The organism is Microbacterium sp. LWH13-1.2 (assembly GCF_038397735.1).
In the GTDB taxonomy this organism is placed as follows: Bacteria; Actinomycetota; Actinomycetes; order Actinomycetales; family Microbacteriaceae; genus Microbacterium.
In genome coordinates this window covers 720,829-739,376 of record NZ_CP151635.1, presented here as the reverse complement: position 1 = coordinate 739,376, position 18,548 = coordinate 720,829, and the positions used below count along the sequence as shown (strand labels likewise).

The 18,548-nt window shown below is 68.9% G+C and carries 19 protein-coding genes and 1 tRNA gene; 5 read left to right on the top strand and 15 right to left on the bottom strand.

Going from position 1 to position 18,548, the window contains the following annotated elements; all coding sequences use genetic code 11:
* Positions 1–6 precede the first annotated feature (6 nt).
* Positions 7–1,269, top strand: a complete 1,263-nt coding sequence (locus MRBLWH13_RS03310) for a crosslink repair DNA glycosylase YcaQ family protein (RefSeq protein WP_341956892.1) — start codon at positions 7–9, stop codon at positions 1,267–1,269.
* Entirely contained in the window at positions 1,266–1,745 is a 480-nt protein-coding gene (locus tag MRBLWH13_RS03305; protein ID WP_341956891.1) for a hypothetical protein, read from the top strand. The genes MRBLWH13_RS03310 and MRBLWH13_RS03305 overlap by 4 nt, the downstream gene beginning before the upstream one ends.
* A gap of 72 nt (positions 1,746–1,817) precedes the next feature.
* Here MRBLWH13_RS03305 and MRBLWH13_RS03300 read toward each other — a convergent pair whose 3' ends face one another.
* The 3 genes from MRBLWH13_RS03300 to MRBLWH13_RS03290 all read right to left on the bottom strand — a co-directional run bounded on the left by MRBLWH13_RS03300 (position 1,818) and on the right by MRBLWH13_RS03290 (position 5,033).
* A complete protein-coding gene (locus tag MRBLWH13_RS03300; RefSeq protein WP_042542063.1) occupies positions 1,818–2,384 on the bottom strand; it encodes a LemA family protein in 567 nt (188 codons plus the stop codon).
* Between the two features lie 91 nt (positions 2,385–2,475).
* A complete protein-coding gene (locus MRBLWH13_RS03295; RefSeq protein WP_341956890.1) occupies positions 2,476–3,789 on the bottom strand; it encodes a D-arabinono-1,4-lactone oxidase in 1,314 nt (437 codons plus the stop codon).
* Entirely contained in the window at positions 3,786–5,033 is a 1,248-nt protein-coding gene (locus MRBLWH13_RS03290) for an amino acid deaminase/aldolase (RefSeq protein ID WP_341956889.1), read from the bottom strand. Before MRBLWH13_RS03290 ends, MRBLWH13_RS03295 begins: the two co-directional genes overlap by 4 nt.
* 487 nt (positions 5,034–5,520) lie before the next feature.
* On the opposite strand from MRBLWH13_RS03290, the gene MRBLWH13_RS03285 reads away from it, so the two are divergent.
* Positions 5,521–5,593 (top strand) — tRNA-Leu (locus MRBLWH13_RS03285).
* 12 nt (positions 5,594–5,605) lie between these two features.
* Here the strand turns inward: MRBLWH13_RS03285 and MRBLWH13_RS03280 are convergent.
* From MRBLWH13_RS03280 to MRBLWH13_RS03230, 11 genes are all read right to left on the bottom strand, one after another.
* Positions 5,606–6,310, bottom strand: coding sequence for a DedA family protein (locus MRBLWH13_RS03280; RefSeq protein WP_341956888.1), 705 nt, complete (start codon positions 6,308–6,310; stop codon positions 5,606–5,608).
* Positions 6,307–7,131: a cation-transporting ATPase gene (locus MRBLWH13_RS03275; protein WP_341956887.1), complete on the bottom strand. Its 825-nt coding sequence runs from the start codon at positions 7,129–7,131 to the stop codon at positions 6,307–6,309. The genes MRBLWH13_RS03280 and MRBLWH13_RS03275 overlap by 4 nt, the downstream gene beginning before the upstream one ends.
* A 289-nt stretch (positions 7,132–7,420) precedes the next feature.
* Positions 7,421–8,908 (bottom strand): FAD-dependent oxidoreductase, encoded by a 1,488-nt coding sequence (locus tag MRBLWH13_RS03270; RefSeq protein ID WP_341956886.1) that lies wholly within the window; start codon positions 8,906–8,908, stop codon positions 7,421–7,423.
* A 39-nt stretch (positions 8,909–8,947) separates the two neighbouring features.
* Positions 8,948–10,240: a S8 family serine peptidase gene (locus tag MRBLWH13_RS03265; protein WP_341956885.1), complete on the bottom strand. Its 1,293-nt coding sequence runs from the start codon at positions 10,238–10,240 to the stop codon at positions 8,948–8,950.
* On the bottom strand, positions 10,237–10,779 hold the full coding sequence (locus tag MRBLWH13_RS03260) for a DUF501 domain-containing protein (RefSeq protein WP_341956884.1): 543 nt from the start codon (positions 10,777–10,779) through the stop codon (positions 10,237–10,239). Before MRBLWH13_RS03260 ends, MRBLWH13_RS03265 begins: the two co-directional genes overlap by 4 nt.
* A gap of 65 nt (positions 10,780–10,844) precedes the next feature.
* Complete coding sequence (locus MRBLWH13_RS03255) at positions 10,845–11,408, bottom strand: septum formation initiator family protein (RefSeq protein WP_341956883.1); 564 nt, start codon at positions 11,406–11,408, stop codon at positions 10,845–10,847.
* A gap of 53 nt (positions 11,409–11,461) precedes the next feature.
* The gene (eno, locus tag MRBLWH13_RS03250; RefSeq protein WP_056308775.1) at positions 11,462–12,742 is read right to left on the bottom strand and encodes a phosphopyruvate hydratase; all 1,281 of its coding nucleotides are present in this window, start codon (positions 12,740–12,742) and stop codon (positions 11,462–11,464) included.
* A 99-nt stretch (positions 12,743–12,841) separates the two neighbouring features.
* Positions 12,842–13,501 carry an O-methyltransferase gene (locus MRBLWH13_RS03245; RefSeq protein WP_341956882.1) on the bottom strand — a complete coding sequence of 220 codons (660 nt, stop codon included), beginning with the start codon at positions 13,499–13,501 and terminating at the stop codon, positions 12,842–12,844.
* Positions 13,502–13,532: 31 nt separating this feature from the next.
* Entirely contained in the window at positions 13,533–14,483 is a 951-nt protein-coding gene (locus MRBLWH13_RS03240) for a type II CAAX endopeptidase family protein (RefSeq protein ID WP_341956881.1), read from the bottom strand.
* A gap of 47 nt (positions 14,484–14,530) precedes the next feature.
* The gene (locus tag MRBLWH13_RS03235; RefSeq protein WP_341956880.1) at positions 14,531–15,550 is read right to left on the bottom strand and encodes a DUF1648 domain-containing protein; all 1,020 of its coding nucleotides are present in this window, start codon (positions 15,548–15,550) and stop codon (positions 14,531–14,533) included.
* The gene (locus MRBLWH13_RS03230; RefSeq protein WP_341956879.1) at positions 15,547–15,897 is read right to left on the bottom strand and encodes a GntR family transcriptional regulator; all 351 of its coding nucleotides are present in this window, start codon (positions 15,895–15,897) and stop codon (positions 15,547–15,549) included. The genes MRBLWH13_RS03235 and MRBLWH13_RS03230 overlap by 4 nt, the downstream gene beginning before the upstream one ends.
* Positions 15,898–15,995: 98 nt before the next feature.
* Here MRBLWH13_RS03230 and MRBLWH13_RS03225 point away from each other — a divergent pair, with 98 nt between their 5' ends.
* Positions 15,996–16,466, top strand: coding sequence for a DUF4442 domain-containing protein (locus MRBLWH13_RS03225; RefSeq protein WP_341956878.1), 471 nt, complete (start codon positions 15,996–15,998; stop codon positions 16,464–16,466).
* 49 nt (positions 16,467–16,515) lie between these two features.
* Positions 16,516–17,742 carry an APC family permease gene (locus MRBLWH13_RS03220; RefSeq protein WP_341956877.1) on the top strand — a complete coding sequence of 409 codons (1,227 nt, stop codon included), beginning with the start codon at positions 16,516–16,518 and terminating at the stop codon, positions 17,740–17,742.
* Here the strand turns inward: MRBLWH13_RS03220 and MRBLWH13_RS03215 are convergent, their stop codons facing one another.
* Positions 17,743–18,546, bottom strand: a complete 804-nt coding sequence (locus MRBLWH13_RS03215; RefSeq protein WP_341956876.1) for a helix-turn-helix domain-containing protein — start codon at positions 18,544–18,546, stop codon at positions 17,743–17,745.
* Positions 18,547–18,548 lie beyond the last annotated feature (2 nt).

The following is an 18,548-nucleotide window of genomic DNA, read 5'->3' as shown; positions in this document are numbered from 1 at the left end:
GGCGACGTGACCGACACTCTCAGCTCCGCCCAGGCGCGTCGAATCGCGCTGGCCGCTCAGGGATTCACCCGTGCCCGCCCGGGTTCCGTGTCGGCTCGGCACGTGCACCGTGTGATGGATCGGCTCGGCGTGCTGCAGATCGACTCGGTCAACGTGTTCGCGCGCTCGCACTACATGCCGCTGTTCTCGCGTCTGGGTTCGTACGACCCCACGTTGCTCGACCGGGTGTTCCACTCTCGCACGACCCACTACGTCGAGTACATGGCTCACGAGGCGACATTCATCCCGGTCCAGGACTGGCCGCTCTGGCGGTTCCGCATGGACGACTTCCGCGCACGCTGGTCGGGGCCGGACTCCTGGATGAGCGCCAATGCCCGCACCCTGCGCTGGGTGCGGGACGAACTGCGCGACCGTGGCTCCCTGCGTCCCGCCGACCTCAGAGCGGATGCTCCCCGAGAGCGCGGCACCTGGTGGGACTGGGACGACGTGAAGCTCGCCCTCGAGCACCTGTGGCGCACGGGCGACGTGGCGATCAGCGGCCGCAAGGGGTTCGAGCGCAGCTACGCCCTCGCGGAGCACGTGATTCCCGACGCCGTGCTCTCTCAGCAGATCCCTCGCGACCAGGCGATCCGCGAGCTCACACGCCGTGCGGCACGGTCCTCCGGAGTCGCCACGCAGTCCGATCTCGCCGACTATCACCGCATCCGCGATCGCGCGGCGGTGTCGCAGTCCATCTCCGACCTCGTCGATGCCGGAGAGCTCCACCCGGTCGCGGTGCGAGGCTGGGAGCGAGCGGGGCGCCCGCTTCCCGCGTGGCGACACCACGAGGCCGTTCTCCCGCGCAAGGTCGACGCCGCGGCACTGCTGACGCCGTTCGACCCGGTCGTCTGGTTCCGCGACCGGGCGCTGCGCGCGTTCGAGCTCGACTACCGCATCGAGATCTACGTCCCCGCCGAGAAGCGGCGCTACGGCTACTACTCGTTACCGGTGCTGGTCGGCGACCGTATCGTCGCCAGGGTCGATCTGAAGTCCGACCGGGCGAGTTCGACCCTGCAGGTGCAGTCGGCGTGGTGGGAGCCACAGTCGCGACCCCACGAAGATGCGGAGCGGATCGCTGCCGAGCTGTCACTCGCCGCGTCGTGGCAGGGGCTCGCCCACATCTCCGTCTCCGGGTGGGGCACCGCTGCCGAAAGCCTGCACTCTGCCCTCTCCGGCCGGCCGGAGGCCTCCGTCCGCCGCCATGTGCATGCCCGGGAGACGGTGACATGACTCGTCGCCTCGCGTGGACGATGGGCGCGGGGGTCGCTGCCCTCATCATCGCCGGGGCGGCAGTGTGGCTGTGGCAGTCGACGAGCGTCCCCCGGTCGACCCCGGCATCGCCCGCCGCGACCGTCGCACCCACCACCGACCCACAGTCGCTCGCCCAGCAGCAGCTCGACGAGCATCTCGAGAGCTGCACGGCGGAGAAGGTCGCCGGCGCGGCCGTCCCCGAGGGGTGCGGCATCCGGATCCCTTGGGGTACCGAGTTCGCCGCGGTCGAGAGCGTGCGCTTCCGAATCGATCGGATGCCCGTGCTGGAGCTGACCGATGACGGATTCGTCGCCGACGGCGGAGTTCTCGTCGCGACGGTGTCGGGCACCGGGCAGGACGGAGCCGCGAGAACCGAGACCTACCGCACCGAATCGTGGAGCGTCCGCGGCGACGTCGCGCTCGACGGAGACAGAGTCGATCTCGACGTCTGGTGAAGTACCGCACCCGACTCCTCCGCCCGGGTACGCAAAATGCCCGATGCGCGGTGCGCATCGGGCCTTCGGACGTCAGAACTGCACGCGTGGCGGTTCGGAGATCGCCCCGCTGTCCGCGACCTCGAAGAACTCGCGCTCGGTGAATCCGAGCCCCTTGGCGAACAGGTTGTTGGGGAACACCTTGATCTTCGTGTTCAGCTCTCGGACGCCGCCGTTGTAGAACCGGCGGGCCGCCTGGATCTTGTCTTCGGTGTCGACGAGCGCCTGCTGAACCTGCAGGAAGTTCTGGCTCGCCTGCAGCTGCGGATACGCTTCGGCGACCGCGAAGAGGCTGCGAAGGGCCTGTTGCAGGTGTCCTTCTGCGATTCCCGCTTCTCCGGGGCTTCCGGCGGACAGCGTCTCGGCGCGCGCACGGGTGACGTTCTCGAATACCGCCTTCTCGTGCGAGGCGTAGCCCTTCACCGTCTCGATGAGGTTGGGTATCAGGTCAGCCCTGCGCTTCAGCTGCACGGTGATGCCACTCCATGCCTCGTCGACGCGCACGTTCAGCTGCACCAGCGAGTTGTAGGTCGCCCACAGGTAGATTCCGATGAGCAGAATCACACCGACGACGATCAGTACCGGCACGAGCCATTCCATCAGAGGCCCACCCTTCCTCGTGTTTGTCTCATCCTATCGGCGCAGTCTGCGCGTCGACTGGGTGCGGCCGCACGGCCGCCGGATTTCCCGATCATCCACCGAGGACGCGATCCAGATACCGGTTCGTGAATCGACGATCAGGATCGAGCTGATCCCGAAGCGCCGTGAAGTCGCCGAATCGCGGATAGCGTTCGCGCAGCTGCTCGGAGCCCAGAGTGTGCAGCTTGCCCCAATGCGGGCGCCCGCCGTGCTCGATCATGATCTGCTCGACAGCCTCGAAGTACGTCGTCGGGTCGGCTCGCCAGTATCGGTGCACGGCGATGTATCCGGTCGCTCTCCCGTATGCGGTCGAGAGCCACCGGTCGTCCTCCGCCGCGAACCGCACCTCGATCGGGAATTCGATCCGCCACCCGCGCTTCTCGATGAGCGCCCGCACGGCGCGGAAGGCGGAGACCACGTTCTCGGCCGGCAGCGCGTATTCCATCTCGCGGAACCGCACTGTGCGGCTCTGCGTGAGCACTCGATGCGACAGATCGGTGTATTGGCGGTCGCCCGTCAGCTTCACCGCGAGTCGACTGAAAGGCGGAGTGACCGCGGGCACGACCTGCCCTGCCGCGCAGACGGCTCGGTACACACCGTTCGACAGCAGCGTCTCATCGATCCACCTGCCCACCACCGGGAGAGGCTGGCGTCGAGTCGACTCCGGCACGCGGGTCTGACGTTTGGTCAGCGCGACGTCGGTGTGCGGAAACCAATAGAACTCGTAGTGATCCGAGGCTGCGAGACGGTGCGTCAGGGTCGCGAGGACGTCATCGAGCGGCGCGGGCTCATCGATCGCCTTCATCACGAACACCGGCACGCATTGGAGCGTGACGTCGACGATGATGCCGAGCGCACCGAGACCCAGCGCGACGGCAGGCAGCATCTCGGCGTTCTGCTCCGCGTCGATGCGCAGGAACTCGCCCGCCGCCGTCACCAGCGTGACGCCCGCCACCTGCGTCGCGAGTCCGCCGAACCTCGCGCCGGTGCCGTGCGTCCCCGTTGAGATCGCGCCGGAGATGGACTGCCGATCGATATCGCCGAGATTCTCCATCGCCAGCCCGAACGGCGCGAGCAGGCCGGGGATGCGGTGCAGCCGCGTGCCCGCGAGCAGCGTGACCCGCCCGGTGGCGGCATCGGCCGACACCAGACCCTGGAGGTCATCGAGCTCGAGCAGCACCCCGGGTGCCACGGCGATTCCGGTGAAGCTGTGGCCGGCGCCGACCGCCTTGATGGTGAGCCCTTGTGCCACGGCCGCCTTGACGGCGCGTTGCACCCCTTCCGGCGTCCGAGGTCGCTCCACCCGAAGCGGCTTCACCTGCGCCGATCGCCCCCAGTTCTGCCAGGTGCCACCGATCCTCGTCACAGGAACGCCTTTCCCTCGCCGCGGTACGTCGGCAGCTCGTCGACGATCTCGTCGCCGGAGACGAGCTGATAGCTCAGGGTGCGCTCGGCGGGTTCGCCGCTCTTCGCATGGCGGAACCAGACGCGGTCTCCGACGCCGAGGCGACCCGCCGCGCGACCCTGCAACGGCGTCTGCACCTCCCCCGCAGCTTCACGAGGGAGCGTGCGCAACCCCGACGGCCACACCGGAAGAGGTTGGCGGGACGCCAGTGCGGGTCCAGAGGCGATCCAGCCGCCGCCGAGCACCGTCGCGATGTCGGCGGTCGGTCGACGCACCACGTCGAATGCGAAGGCGGATGCCGGAGCGGGGCGGAACGAGCGGTAGCCGTCGAAGAGGTGGCCGCCCAGCAGCCCGCTGCCCGCACTCGCCTCCGTCAGTGACTCGTCACTGCCGGTGAACTCGAGCGAACCGGTGCCCCCGCCATTGAGGAACTCGAGATGTGCGATGTCCGTCAGAGCGTCGACGATGGCCGCTCGCCGATCGCGCAGTTCGGCGCGCGATCGAGCCTGGACGAGACGGATGACCGGCGCATCCGCTCCGGCGTTGTCGCCTTGGCCGGCGATCTGCGCCTCGTACATCTGCAGCCCGACCAGCGTGAAGCCGGGGCGACGGACGATCGTGCGAGCGAACGCGGCGACCTCGCCGGCGGTGAACAGTGCCGACCTGCGCACCCCGATGTGACCGAGCGCGGCTGAACGCAGTGATGCGTCGGCATCGATGGCCACCCGGATGTCGGGCCGGCTTCCCGCGGGCGCGACACTGTCGATGACGTCGAGATGCGCGGGATCGTCGACCATCAGCGTGATGCGACGGGAGGCTTCCTCGGACGCGAACAGCTGGGCGAGACCGCTGCGGTCGACCGTCGGATAGCCGAGCACGATGTCGTCATGGGTCTCCGCGAGCCACAGAGCCTCGGCGAGGGTGAACGCCAGGATCCCCCGGTAGCCGGGCAGCTGCAGCACGGCGTCGAGCACCGAGCGCACACGCACGGACTTCGAGGCGACTCGGATCGGGAGCCCTCCCGCGCGGACGAGGAGGTCCATCGCGTTGTGGCGCAGAGCCTCGCGATCGATCACCGCCACGGGAGCCGGCAGATGGCCGGTGGCCGCCGAGAGGCGCGGCCAGAATCGAGACGGGTCCTGCCACTCCGGGGAGACGGCGGAGGGTCCCTTTTCAGGGCTCAGATCGGCGGTGAGGTCGAGCACTCCCCCACCCTACGGCGTGGACGAACTCGGATTCATTCTTTCCGGAATCGAGTCGCGTCGCTCAGCGCGCGTCGGAATCCCGATACTTTGGCCCGAAGTGGCGTCATGAACGTCGACGATCATCGTCTTGATCTCCGGGGCCGTCGTTCAGACGGGCTCACCGGCCGGGGTTCGGTCGGTTGCCGGGGGGTGGCGATGCTGTCTCAGCAGCATCAGGAGAGAGACGGGCGCTGAGACGCCCGTCTCTCTTGCGCTTCCCTCACCTGGGCGTCGAGTCCCTCCTCGGAGATTTCGGAAGACAGCGTCACGTTCCGGCTCCGGAGGGGTCTTGCTTGATGGACCGTTCCGGAGCGGTCCGCAGCACCGCGGCCGTCGACCCGCCTCCCCGTGGTCGCCGGTGGTCAGTTCGCGTGCTGGAGAGGTGGGCGCCCCCTGACGGCGCCCACCTCTGACCCCCATGTACTCTGATCCAGAGTCATGGCCGACCGCCCCCGTAGCCCAATGGCAGAGGCAGGCGACTTAAAATCGCTTCAGTCTGGGTTCGAGTCCCAGCGGGGGCACGCGGCGCTCCATCACTCGAGCGCTTCGCGCCGGTCGGCACCTCGAGACGCTCCCATCGAGCCCGATCCACGCGCCTCGCGGACTCGACGGACGACGAGGATGCCGACGGCGATCGCGATCGCCGCATAGACGACGTAGTCGATGTACCCCAGAACACCCTCGAGCTGCTCGTGCTGAGTGCCGAGGGCGGCACCCACGCCGATCAGGAACGAATTCCACAAGCCGCTCCCTGCGATCGTGTACAGACTGAAGCGGGCGAGGTTCATCCTGGTCGCCCCGGCCGGGATCGAGATCAGGCTCCGGACGCCCGGCACCAGCCGTCCGACGAGCACAGTCCACCCTCCGCTGCGCAGAAACCACCGTGCTCCGCGGTCGAGGTCCGAACGACTCACGAGCTTGGTCGCCGCGAGGAATCGCACGGCTCGCTCCACCCCCACTGCCGCGCCGAGCCAGTACAGCAGCAGCGCGCCGATCCACGACGCGAGGGTGCTCCAGACGATGAGCCAGCCGAGGTCGAGGTCTCCGCTCTGACTCAGATATCCGGCGAAAGGAAGGATCACCTCGCTCGGGATGGGCGGGATCAGCACTTCGACGAACACCAGCACGCCGACTCCGACGTCGCCGAGTGCGGTGAGGACATCAGCTGCGAAGCCGGTGAGGCCGGAGAAGCCATGATCCGCCTGCGTGGCGGCGATGACGGAACTCGCCACGTTCATCGGCCGAACAGGTCGCCGATGCCGGGGATACCGAGGTCACCGAGACGCTGGCCCCACTCGCCAGCCGTGTCTCCCAGGCCCGACACGGTCTCCCCCGCCGAACCGAGAAGTCCCTCCGCCGCACCCGCGAGCTCTTCGCCACCGAAGCCGCTCGCGATCGCCTCGATGTCGAGGCCCTGGGCGATGGCGTCGAAGTCGACGAGTCCGCTCGCCTGTTCTAGGAGAGGGCCGGCGACCGCGCTCCCCACAGCACCGACGGCGACGACACCGAGCACACCCACGGCTGCGCCGCCCACCATTCCCGCGGCACCGCCGCCACGGACGCGTGAGAGCAGTCCGCGCATCAGCCCCGGTCGCGCGGCCTCTGTGCGCCCTGCCGCTCGGGCCAGATCCTCAGCCGACGACGACGCGGGGCGTTCTCCTGGCGAGAGCTCCACGTTCATGCGCTCCTGCACCTGTGCACGCTGCGCGGGCGTGAGACGTGCGAACGCCTCACGGTGGATCTGTTCGACGCTGCGGGGGTCGGCTGTCTCGAGAAGATAGTCGTATCGGGCGATGGCGGCGCGATCGGCGTCCGAGACCGTGGCACTGCGTTCTGTCCGTGCCGACGAGGGCGTATACGCGCCCTGCACTGTCTGGCGCGCGGGAGGCGGCGAGTACGAGTCGCGGTCGGACCGGTGCGGGGGGACGGGAGATACGGTCGGCTGCCGCGAAGCTGCCTGCGGCTGCGCCGACCGCCGTTCGCTGCGCCCTTCGCGTCCGCCGTCGTCGAGATCGAGCGCGCGAGCGGCCATGCCGATGAGCTTGGTCAGTTTTCCCATGGTGTCGATTTCCTTCGTGGCATGTGGACGACCACGGGATTCGACAGCGGGGCGACGAGGATCCATGGTCGTCCGCGGATACGGACGCCAGGTCTCCTCCACCCTCACGGGCCGGTGGGCCGGGACACGACATCATGTCCGTAATGACGACACCACCGCAGACGGGAGTACTCCCCTTGCTCGACCGACGCTATCGGTCGCTCCTATGAGCCCGGTGCGAGGATCCATCAGGAACCGGAGACGACGAACGCCCCGACTCCGCAGGAATCGGGGCGTTCGTGGAGCGAGGCTACTTGGCTGCAGCCGTCTCGGCCGCCTTCTCGGCGGCGGGCTTCTTCGAGGCAGGCTTCTTCGCTGCGGGCTTCTTGGCGGCGGTCTTCTGGCCGGCAGGCGTCTCGTCTGCTGCCTTGTCGGACACGGCAGCCTGAGCGGCCGGGGCCGTGGTCGCGGGGGCAGCAGGACGCGGGCGTGCGGCGAACTCCTCGAAGACGTAGCGCGGGTTCTGCACCGTCTCGAGGTTCACCAGGTCGCGGCCGAGCCACAGGTTGTTCCACCAGCCCCAGACGACACGGAACTTGCGCTCCCACGTGGGCATCGCGAGGCCGTGGTAGCCGCGGTGAGCGACCCAGGCGACGAAGCCCTTGAGCGCGATCTTGCCGGACTGGAAGACGCCATTGTAGAGACCGAGGCCCGCGACGGCGCCGAGGTTCTTGTGGAAGTACTCCTTGGGGTCCTCACCGCGCAGAACGGCGACGATGTTCTTCGCGAGGAGCTTGGCCTGACGCACGGCGTGCTGGGCGTTCGGCACGCAGAAGCCGCCGACGCCACCACCCGAGAGGTCGGGGACGGCCGAGACGTCACCGGCTGCCCAGGCGCCGTCGACGAACGCCTCGGGGGTGCCGACCCGGAGGTCGGCGCGGGTCTGGATGCGGCCACGCTCTTCGATCGGGAGGTCACCACCGCGGACGACGGTCGGGTTGGCCATGACACCGGCGGTCCAGACGATGAGGTCGGTCGGGATGACCTCGCCCGTCGAGAGCTCGACGTTGCCGTCGACCGCACTGGTGAGCTGCGTGTCGAGGTGCACGTTGGCACCGCGCTTGGCGAGATCCTTGAGGACCCACTCGCTCGTGGGCAGCGAGACCTCGGGCATGATGCGACCCATCGCCTCGATGAGGTGGAAGTGCGTGTCCTCGAAGCGCAGCTGCGGGTACTTGCCCACGAGCGACGAGGCCAGCGAACGCAGTTCCGCGAAGACCTCGATGCCGGCGAAGCCGCCACCGACGACCACGACGGACAGCAGGCGGTCGCGCTCGGGACCTGCGGGCAGCGACGCTGCCTTGTCGAAGTTCGACATCAGGCGGTCGCGGATCGCGACGGCCTCCTCGATCGTCTTCAGGCCGATCGCGTTGTCGGCGATCCCCGGGATCGGGAACGTGCGCGAGACCGCACCGGCGGTGACGACGATCTGGTCGTAGGCGAACTCGTACGGCTCGCCCACCGGCGGGGTGATCGTCGCGACCTTCTCGGCGTGGTTGATGCCGGTCACCTTGGCGGTGAGCACGTTCGTGCGCTTGAGGTGACGACGGTGGGCCACCACCGAGTGGCGGGCTTCGATCGAGCCGGCGGCCACCTCGGGGAGGAACGGCTGGTACGTCATGTACGGCAGCGGATCGACCATGGTGACGTCTGCTTCACCCTTGCGAAGGTGCTTCTCCAGCTTCCACGCCGTGTAGAAGCCTGCGTAGCCTCCACCGACGATCAGAATCTTGGGCACAGTGCTGTTCTGAGGCACAGGGGAACAACTCCTCGGGAGTCAGGGATGTGGCGTGCGAGCGCGCGCCGATCGGATGCGCCGGGCAGCTGCGGTGACGCCAAGCGCTACCAGGATACCAGGGACTGTGAGTGCGATGAGCGGCAGGGTACCGTAGCGCAGTGAATCAGCGCTGGGAAGCAGCGGTGAACCGGGATCCGTCGGCGCGTCGGCTGCGGGAAGCGGGGGGATCTCGACAGGCGCGACTGTGGGCTCGGGCTCCGGAACGGTCTCGGCCCTTCGGTACAGCCGCACCCACTCGGCGAGATCGCCCATCGGGTTCTCGTCGACGTTCGCGACGTCAGCGCTGACCGCGGCCCCGGCATCGATCAGGCCATAGCCGTAGAGGGGGTCGGGCAGCCTGGCCGCGCCCGGCACCGGGATCGCCGTCTTGATGATGCGATTGATCACGTTCGCGGCATCGAGGTCGGGGTGCGCCGATCGGATGAGGGCCGCGACGCCCGCGACGATCGGGGCCGCACCGCTGGTCCCGCTCCACGACACGAGAGTCCCGTCGGCCGATACGCCCCGTAGACCCTCACTCGGGGCGGCGATGCCGATCGTGATCCCCTGCGTTGATGCCTCGATGCTCGCTGTACCCGTCTGATCGACGCCGCCGACGGTGAGGACTCCGGGGATCGTCGCGGGGGCACCGATGATGTTGGTCCCGCTTCCCCGGTTGCCCGCGGCGACGACGACGACGACGTCATGGTCGAACGCGTAGAGGAACGCTTCGTCCCAGCTCCGGTCCCAGTCGAGGGTGTTGGTCGTGAACGAGAGATTGATGATGTCTGCACCATGGTCGACGGCCCAGCGCATGGCCTTGGCCACCTGCTCGGTGAACGGCACCGCGGCCGCCGCTCCGAAGCCCACGGAGATCGAGAGGAGGTCCGCCTCCGGGGCGACTCCGATCATGCCCTTGCCGTCGGCCGCGCCCCGGCCGGCGGCGAGCGACGCCACCCAGGAGCCGTGGTTGCCGTCGACAGCACCGACAGGGGTGCGCCCGTCGGGAGATCCGGTGCCGGACACATCGGTGCCGCCCGTGACGGCTTCATCGAAGACCCCGGGGACCTTGCCGATGCCGGTGTCGATCACCGCGATCGTCACCCCGTCGCCCCTCGTCGTCTGCCACGCGTCACGGATACCGGCACCGTCGAGCCAGTACTCCGACGCACGCACGGGATCTGCGGGGTCGTCGGGGACGGGAGGCGGCGTGGCCGCCGCCCCGAGGAGCAGAACGGATGCCACGACGGTCGCCAGCGCGACGCCGTTGCGCAGCATCCGATGCGGCCTCATGCCGACGATGCCTCGGCGTCGCGCACGGCAGCACCCGGATCATCGCACCGGCACTTCTCAGGAGACCAGCTCGAGCGCTCGAGCGCCAGGTCACCGATCGGGTTCACGCCACGACCTGCGGCGAGTGCGTGGCCGGCGAGAGCATGGAGGCATTTCACGCGTGTGGGCATGCCACCGGCGGAGATCCCGTCGATCTCGCTCACCTCGCCGAACTGCGCGCGGTCGCTCAGGTATGCCTGGTGCGCGGCGAGGTACGCTGCCGCGACGCCTTCATCGTCGGCGAGCAGCGCGGCGAGCTCGGGCATGACCTGGGTCGCCTCGAGCGTCGACATCGCCGCGGTCGCGGCCGGGTGCGTCAGGTAGTAGAACGTGGGGAACGGTGTACCGTCGGGCAGCCGCGGTGTCGTGGCGACCACCGTGGGGTTACCGCATGCGCAACGCGCCGCGATGCCGACGACGCCTCGCGCCTGGCGCCCCAACTGGGACGACACCACGGCGAGCTCGGCGGTCGTGGGGGCGGGGAAGGGAGGCGTGGTCACTCCTCCAGCGTACGGGAGACGCCGGGGAGGATGCTCGGAGGCAGCCGCGGCGCGAGCCCCAGCGTTCAGCGGGCGACCACGGCCGTGTCGCTCAGACCGGCGGCGGTCAGGGTGCGCAGCAACTGCGCCATCCAGTCGGACGGCGTCTCTTCGAGCGTGTCGCTGACAGGGCCCTGCTCCTGCGGAAGGGCCGCGGGGTCGAGGTCGTTGTCGATCAGGTAGACGACCTCGCCCGGCTTGACGTAGTAGAGGCGCTCGCGCGCCTGGGTGGTGATGTAAGCCGGATCGTTCCAGCGCTCGCGCTCCTTCTCGAGCGCGGTGATCTCGTCTTCGGAGACCTTTATCGACTGCTCGAGAGCGGCGATCTTCTGACGCTGGTCGATGAAGGTGCCGAGCGTGGGGACGAGAACCCACGCGCCCAGGACGACGAGCGACAGCATGATGACCGAGAAGGCGGAGAGTCGAATTCCGGACGCCCATTCGCGCACATCGACCCGGCGCTCCTGGCCTCCCCTGCTCGCCGCACCACGCGGCGGTCGGGAACTGCCGTTGCGTGGGGCGGACTTCGCGGCCGAGCCCTGGCGGGAGGAGCCCGGAGACGCCGAAGGAGGAGCCGGTCGTCGTGCCACGGCTCCTCCTCCGTACGTGCCGCTCAGGCGGCGTGTGTCTGTCTCAGCTGAATTCAGCCCTGGTAACGCGGGAACGCCGAGCGTCCGGCGAAGACCGCCGCGTCACCCAGCTCCTCTTCGATTCGCAGAAGCTGATTGTACTTCGCGACGCGCTCGCTGCGAGCAGGCGCACCCGCCTTGATCTGACCCGCGTTCGTGGCGACGACGAGGTCGGCGATCGTGGTGTCCTCGGTCTCACCCGAGCGGTGCGACAGCATCGCCGTGTAGCCGGAGCGCTGCGCGAGGCTGACCGCGTCGAACGTCTCGGTGAGCGTTCCGATCTGGTTGACCTTGACGAGCAGCGAGTTGGCGACGCCGCGCTTGATGCCGTCGGCGAGACGCGTCGGGTTGGTGACGAACAGGTCGTCGCCGACGAGCTGGACCTTCGAGCCGAGAGCATCCGTGAGGAGCTTCCAGTTGTCCCAGTCGTCCTCGGCGAGTGCGTCCTCGATCGTGACGATCGGGAAGTCCTTGACCAGACCCTCGTAGTACTCGATCAGCTCGGGGCCGGTCCAGTCCTTGTTGTCGAGGCGGTAGACGCCGTCCTTGAAGAACTCGGTGGCAGCCACGTCGAGGCCCAGCGCGATGTCGGTGCCGGGGGTGAAGCCGGCCTTCTCGATCGCCTTGACGAGGAAGTCGAGGCCCTCACGGTTGCTGGGCAGGTCGGGGGCGAAGCCGCCCTCGTCGCCGAGGCCGGTCGCGTAGCCGGCGGCCTTCAGCTCGCCGCGCAGCACGTGGTAGGTCTCGACGCCCCAGCGGAGCGCCTCGGAGTAGGTCTCGGCGCCGATCGGCGCGAGGAAGAACTCCTGCATGTCGATGCCGTTGTCCGCGTGCTCGCCGCCGTTGATGACGTTGAAGAGCGGAACGGGCAGCACGTGCGCGTTCGGACCGCCCAGGTAGCGGAACAGCGGCAGGTCGGCCGAGTCGGCCGCGGCCTTCGCGACGGCCAGGCTGACGCCGAGGATCGCGTTTGCGCCGGTGCGCTGCTTGTTCTCGGTGCCGTCGGTCTCGATGAGGATCTCGTCGACGATGCGCTGCTCGCTCGCCTCGACGCCCTCGAGCGCCGGGCCGAGTTCGTCGATGATCGCGTCGACGGCCTTGAGCACGCCCTTGCCGCCGTAGCGGCTCTTGTCGCCGTCGCGCAGCTCGTACGCCTCGAATGCGCCGGTGGATGCGCCGGAGGGGACGGCGGCGCGCTGGACGACACCGTCGTCGAGGAGCACCTCCACCTCCACGGTCGGGTTTCCGCGCGAGTCGAGAATCTCGCGTGCGCCTACAGCCTCGATCAGTGCCACTGATGTGCTCCTTGCTCAGAGAAAAGGTGTGTGGAGCGTCGTCGATCCGCGCCCAGTCTAGCCCGCCTGCGGCTCATGCCCCTGGCTCGCGTCGGAGGCTCACACCACGACGGCGAGCGCGAAGCCGTCCCACCCCTTGACCCCCACGGTCTGCAGGGCGGTGGCATCGAAGCGGGGGTCCTCCCCCAGCATCTGCAGTCCTTCCCTGGTGCCGACGACCTTGGAGTCCGTGGAGTCGCCTCGGACGATCTCGCCCTCGCGCCCGATGTTGTCGAGGATGACCACGGTGCCAGGATGGCCCAGCTTCGCCGCCCAGTCGAGGTAGATCGTGTTCGACTCCTTGTCGGCGTCGATGAAGACCAGATCGAAGCCGCCGACGAGCGTGGGCAGCACGTCGGCACCTCGGCCGATCCTGATGTCCACGCGCTCTCCGACCCCGGCGGCATCGATGCTCGCACGGGCGACGGCGGCGTTGCCGGCTTCGGCCTCGACCGTGACGACGCGGCCTTCCGACCCCACGGCCCGAGCGAGCCAGATCGTCGAGTATCCCCCGAGCGTGCCGATCTCGAGCACGCGGCGAGCGCCGCTGATGCGCGCGATCAGATTGAGCAGCTTGCCCGAGACCGGCGCCACCTCGATGGCAGGCAGCCCTGCGTCGCGCTGGGCCGCGAGAGCCCTCTCCAGGTCAGGGTCGTCTCCGACGAGCAGTTCGGAGAGGTAGACATCGGCGTCGGACCAGGCAGCGGGAGTGGAATCCATGCCCTCAGCAAACCGCCCGGCACCGGGAGCGTCAAGAGGTGGCGGAGCCACCGCCGTCACGGGGCGCGGACAGCAGCCGACCGGGCGCGCCCGCGAGTTCGGGCTGCTCCCGGAACTGTCCGGTCAGGGCGAGCGCCGCGATCGCGACGGCCGCCACGATCCATCCGGCGATGCCCAGAGGGCCGGCGAGCGCGAGGTCCGGCTGCGATGCGGCGAAGAGGATCACGAGCCCGCCGGCCGCGTTCAGGGCTCCGTGGGCGAGCACCGCGGGCCAGATCGAGGCGGAGCGCAGACGCAGCCAACCCAGCAGGATGCCCCAGGCGACGCACCCTCCGATCATGAAGAGCACCCCGGTGATGTCCGTGCGGCCGAAGTTGTAGCCGAGCAGGATCACCGGACTGTGCCAGAGTCCCCAGATGGCCCCGCTGATGAGCAGCGTCGGCCAGGTGCCGAGCGGCCGAAGCGCGGGAACCAGCCATCCGCGCCACCCGAGCTCCTCGCCGAACGCCACCACACTGTTGACGAGGGCGCCGAGCGGGATCATGGCGATCTGCGAGAACACGAGCAGCTCGATCGGCGGCATCGGAGTGCCCTCCGGCAGGAGGTTCGCGATCTCGGTCGCGAACCCCGCGAAAGTCGGATCGAGCCGGATGAACCCGAGAGCTGCCGCGAGCAGGATGCTGAGACCCACGAGGAGCGGAGGGGCGAGCCAGCCGACGACCATGAGCCAGACCACGCGCTTGGCAGGGCGCAGCGGCCACAGGCCGAGGAAGCGCACCCTCTCACCCGCGGCGGGGATGCGCATGGTGAACGTGATCACGAGCGCGGCGATCGCCGGCGTGAACATCATCACCGGCAGCAGCACTCCCGCACTCGGCTCGGCCAGGCCGTCGCCCAGCCACAGCGGCAGGGCCACGAGCCATGCGAGCCCGCACGCGAGCACGGTGAAAGCGATGATGGCGGCGATGCGGATGCGGGTCATGATGGTTCTCCTCGATCGATTGCTCTGAGTGCGCGGTCGGCGACGGGTCAGCGCTGCGCGGCCGCTGCGAGGACGGAGGCGGCAGTGGCCGCGTCGTCGACCGTGACGAGGAACACCCGCCCGTTCGTGCGGGTCACCTCGACCGCGTCTCCTTTGCGGAGCACGATTCCGCGTCGTCCGTCCACACCGAACCGATATCCCCAGCCGCCGAACTCGGCGAAGGGGTCGACCTGCACGGCACGGGTGCTCGCGATCTCCGCAGCGGGGATCTCCACGCGCGGCCAGCCGGCGACGGATCGCACCCGCAGCCCCGCGGCGCTCGCGCGGACGCGGAAGGTGAGGCTGGTCGTGACGAGCACGAGTAGCACCACGGCGACCGCGGCCGTGATCCAGCCCGCGGCGATGCCCTGCGCAAGCAGGAGCACACTCATCGCGATCACGACGAAGACGCCGATGCCGAGCACGATCTGACCCGCGGTGGCGACCGTCACGGTCTTGATCCACACCGCGCGCTCGTGATCGGTCAGCGGCAGCGGAGTCGCCGTGGCAGTCGACGACCCCGTCGAGATCGGCACCGCGGGCTGCAGGAACCACCCCGCTGCTCCGAGGCCGACCATCACCAGGAGGAAGACCGCAACCCACGGCGTGATGTCAGCCGCATCCGCGGCGTCGGCGAGACCGCGCTGCGCGGCGGTCGAGGCGATCGCGAGCATCGACATCATGCCCGCCATGCCGAGGCTCGCAGCTCCCAGCAGACGCGCGGTCGCGGACCACTGCGGCCGAGGGATCGGCGCGGCAGCGCCCCGCTTCGGGAGTCGGTGAGAGAGCAGCGCGATGAGTGCGAACAGCAGCACGGTGCCTCCGCCGAGACCGACCAGCAGGACGAGAGGGGTCCACCGCGGACCGAAGCCGTCGGCACCGTCGAGACCCCAGTGGATCGCTGCGGGTTCCGGCAGATCGGGGAGCCAGGCGAGTACGACGATGCTCGCGAGCGCGATCAGCACCAGCGGGACGATCACCCCCACCCACCAGAAGGCGGTGCGGGCTCTGCGGATCTCGGGGGTCATGCGTCGGTCTCCTTGATGAGGGCGGCCAGGGTCGTGGAAGAGACGCCGAGCGAGGCGGCGCGGGCGACGAGAGCGATGATGTCCTGCGAGAGCTCCGCGAGAGGCGAGGCGGAGGCGGCGACCACCGCTCCCCTGCCGCGACGCAGATCGATCAGGCCCTCATCCCTGAGCTGCTGGTAGGCGCGGAGCACCGTGTGCAGATTGATCTCGAGGGCGTCTGCCAGCTCTCGCGCGGCCGGCAGTCGATCGCCGGGTCCGAGCCGCCCGGTCAGGACGTCGGCCCTGACGGACGCCGCGACCTGATCGAAGAGCGGCCGAGCACTGTCGGCGTCGATTCGAATCAGCATCGTTCTCCTCAGTTCTATTAGTTATAGGAGAACTATAACAACTGTCGAAACCCTCCAGCAAGCTTCGTCTCCCTGTCCGCAGCATCCACACTGACCTCATGCGCATCACTCCCCGCCGCCTCGCCACGGGCATGAGCCTGTGGATCCCGAATCTCTTCAGCGGCATCCGCATCCGCCGCTTCAGCGAGGACTGGACCCACGCGACCGTCGAGCTTCATGTGAACGTCTTCACCCGCAACTACGTCAAGACGGCGTTCGGCGGCTCGATGTCGGCGATGACCGATCCGTATTTCTTCATGCTCGTCATGCACCAGCTCGGACGTGATTACGTGGTCTGGGACACCCGCGGCGAGATCGAGTTCCTCAAGCCCGGCCGCGGCGTGCTCACCGCCGAGTTCGAGGTCAGCAGGGAGCGTGCCGCGGAGATCCGCGAACGCGCCCATGGCGGGGCGAAAGTACTCGAGTGGTTCGAGACCGAGATCACCGATCGCGACGGCGATGTGGTCGCCAGGGTGCGCCGCGAGGTCTACGTCCGTGAGAAGAAACGCGTCACTGCGGCGCGAGAGTGATCCGGGACGACGACACCTGTCGTTCACTCCGGCGTGCGACGATGACGGAATGCCCCTCGCACGCCGCCTGAGACTCGGCGACGCCGTCGCCATCGGCCTCGGCTCGATGATCGGCGCGGGCGTGTTCTCGGTGTGGGCTCCCGCGATCGGCGTCGCCGGCAGCGGCATCCTGATCGCCCTGGCGATCGCCGCGATCGTCGCCTACTGCAACGCCACCGCGTCGGCGCAGCTCGCCGCGGCTCACCCCGTCGCCGGCGGCACCTACGCGTACGCCAGAGCCGAGATCGGTCCGTGGTGGGGCTTCGTCGCCGGCTGGAGCTTCGTGATCGGCAAGATCGCGAGCTGCGCGGCTATGGCCATGACCTTCGCCGCGTACGCGGCACCCGAGGGCTGGCAGGTGCCGGTGGCCGTGGCGGCGGTAATCGCGCTCGCAGCCGTCAACTGCTTCGGAGTGACCCGCACGGCTCTGGTCACCAGGATTCTCGTGGTGTGCTCGCTGCTGGGGCTCGCCCTCGTCGTCGTGACCGGACTCGGCGGATCGAGTGCGGCATCCCCTGCCCCTCTCCCTGATGCCAGCGCCTACGGCGTGCTGCAGGGGGCGGGGCTGCTCTTCTTCGCGTTCGCAGGGTATGCGCGCATCGCGACCATGGGCGAAGAGGTCGTCGACCCGACCAGGACGATCCCCCGCGCCATCGCCCTCGCGCTGGGCGGTGCGGTCGCCGTCTACACGCTCGTCGCGATCACGGTCATCCTCGTCCTCGGTGGCGACGCGGCGACGAGCACGACGCCGCTGGCCGATGTCGCCACGGCCACCGGGTGGCAGGCTCTCACCCCGGTCATCCGCGTCGCAGCGGCGGCAGCCTCGCTGGGCGCTCTGCTCGCACTGCTCACCGGCATCGGTCGCACGACCCTGGCCATGGCCCGGGAGCAGGACCTGCCGCAGCTGCTCGCGAAGATCGACGAGCGCTGGCAGGTACCACGTCGCGCAGAGATCGCGATCGCGCTCATCGTCGTCGGCATCGTGCTCGTCGCCGACCTTCGCGACGTGATCGGATTCTCCTCGTTCGGGGTGCTGTTGTACTATCTCATCGCGAATGCCGCGGCGTTCCGGCAGCAGGCGGCGGCTCGTCGCTATCCCCGCACGTTGCAGGTCATCGGAGCTCTGGGCTGCCTTCTGCTCGTGAACACGCTGCCCGTCGTCGCCTCGGCGATCGGAACCGTGGTCGTGCTCATCGGAGTGCTCTACCGGATGACACGCCTCAGACTGTCGCGGTGATCAGATCTTCGCACTCTCGTCTGGCGACTTCTCAGACGCTCCTGCACGGTACGTGCGAGGGGCCATGCCGAGGATGCTGCGGAAATCACGCGTGAGGTGCGCGTGATCGGCGTATCCCAGGTCGGCTGCGAGGCCCGACAACTCGAGCCCTGGGTCGAGGCGCAGCCGCTCGGCGGCCACCTGAAGACGTCGTCGGCGGATCATCGCCGCCGGTGAGACGCCCACGTGCCTGTGGCACAGGCGCTGCAGGGTGCGGGTCGAGACGGCCAGACGCATCGCCGCCTCTTCGACCGTGTCCACGGTGTCGTCGCCCATGAGCACGTCGACGAGCGCGTTCGCGCGCATCGCGGCATCATCGACGGGCCCGACCCGGCGCACGAGCCAGTCGGAGAAGACTGCGACGGCGCGCTCACGGCGCCCGTCGCCCGTGCTCATGGAGGCGCCGATCGCATCCGCCAGGTCGGGCGCATCGACGGTCGTCTCGGCGTCGATGAGCGCCGCAGGGTCATCGGTGAGCGTCGCGACGGCGGCCGGCCGCAGCAGAGCGCCCACCGCCCACCCGGCACCGCTGAGGTCGCGATGCGATGCGCGGGTCGTCGCACCCGACAATGTGACCGCACCCTGCTCGACCACGAGGTTCAACGCCGGATAGCCCACGATGTCCTGCCGCGACGATCTGCCGGGCTCGATGTCCCACTCGGGAATCCAGAACCACACGGCGAGCTCCCGAGCGTGGGCCTCGGGCGGCAGACGATGGAACTCCGGCAGTCGTGCCGGATACAGCACCCCACGCGTCCGGCTCACGT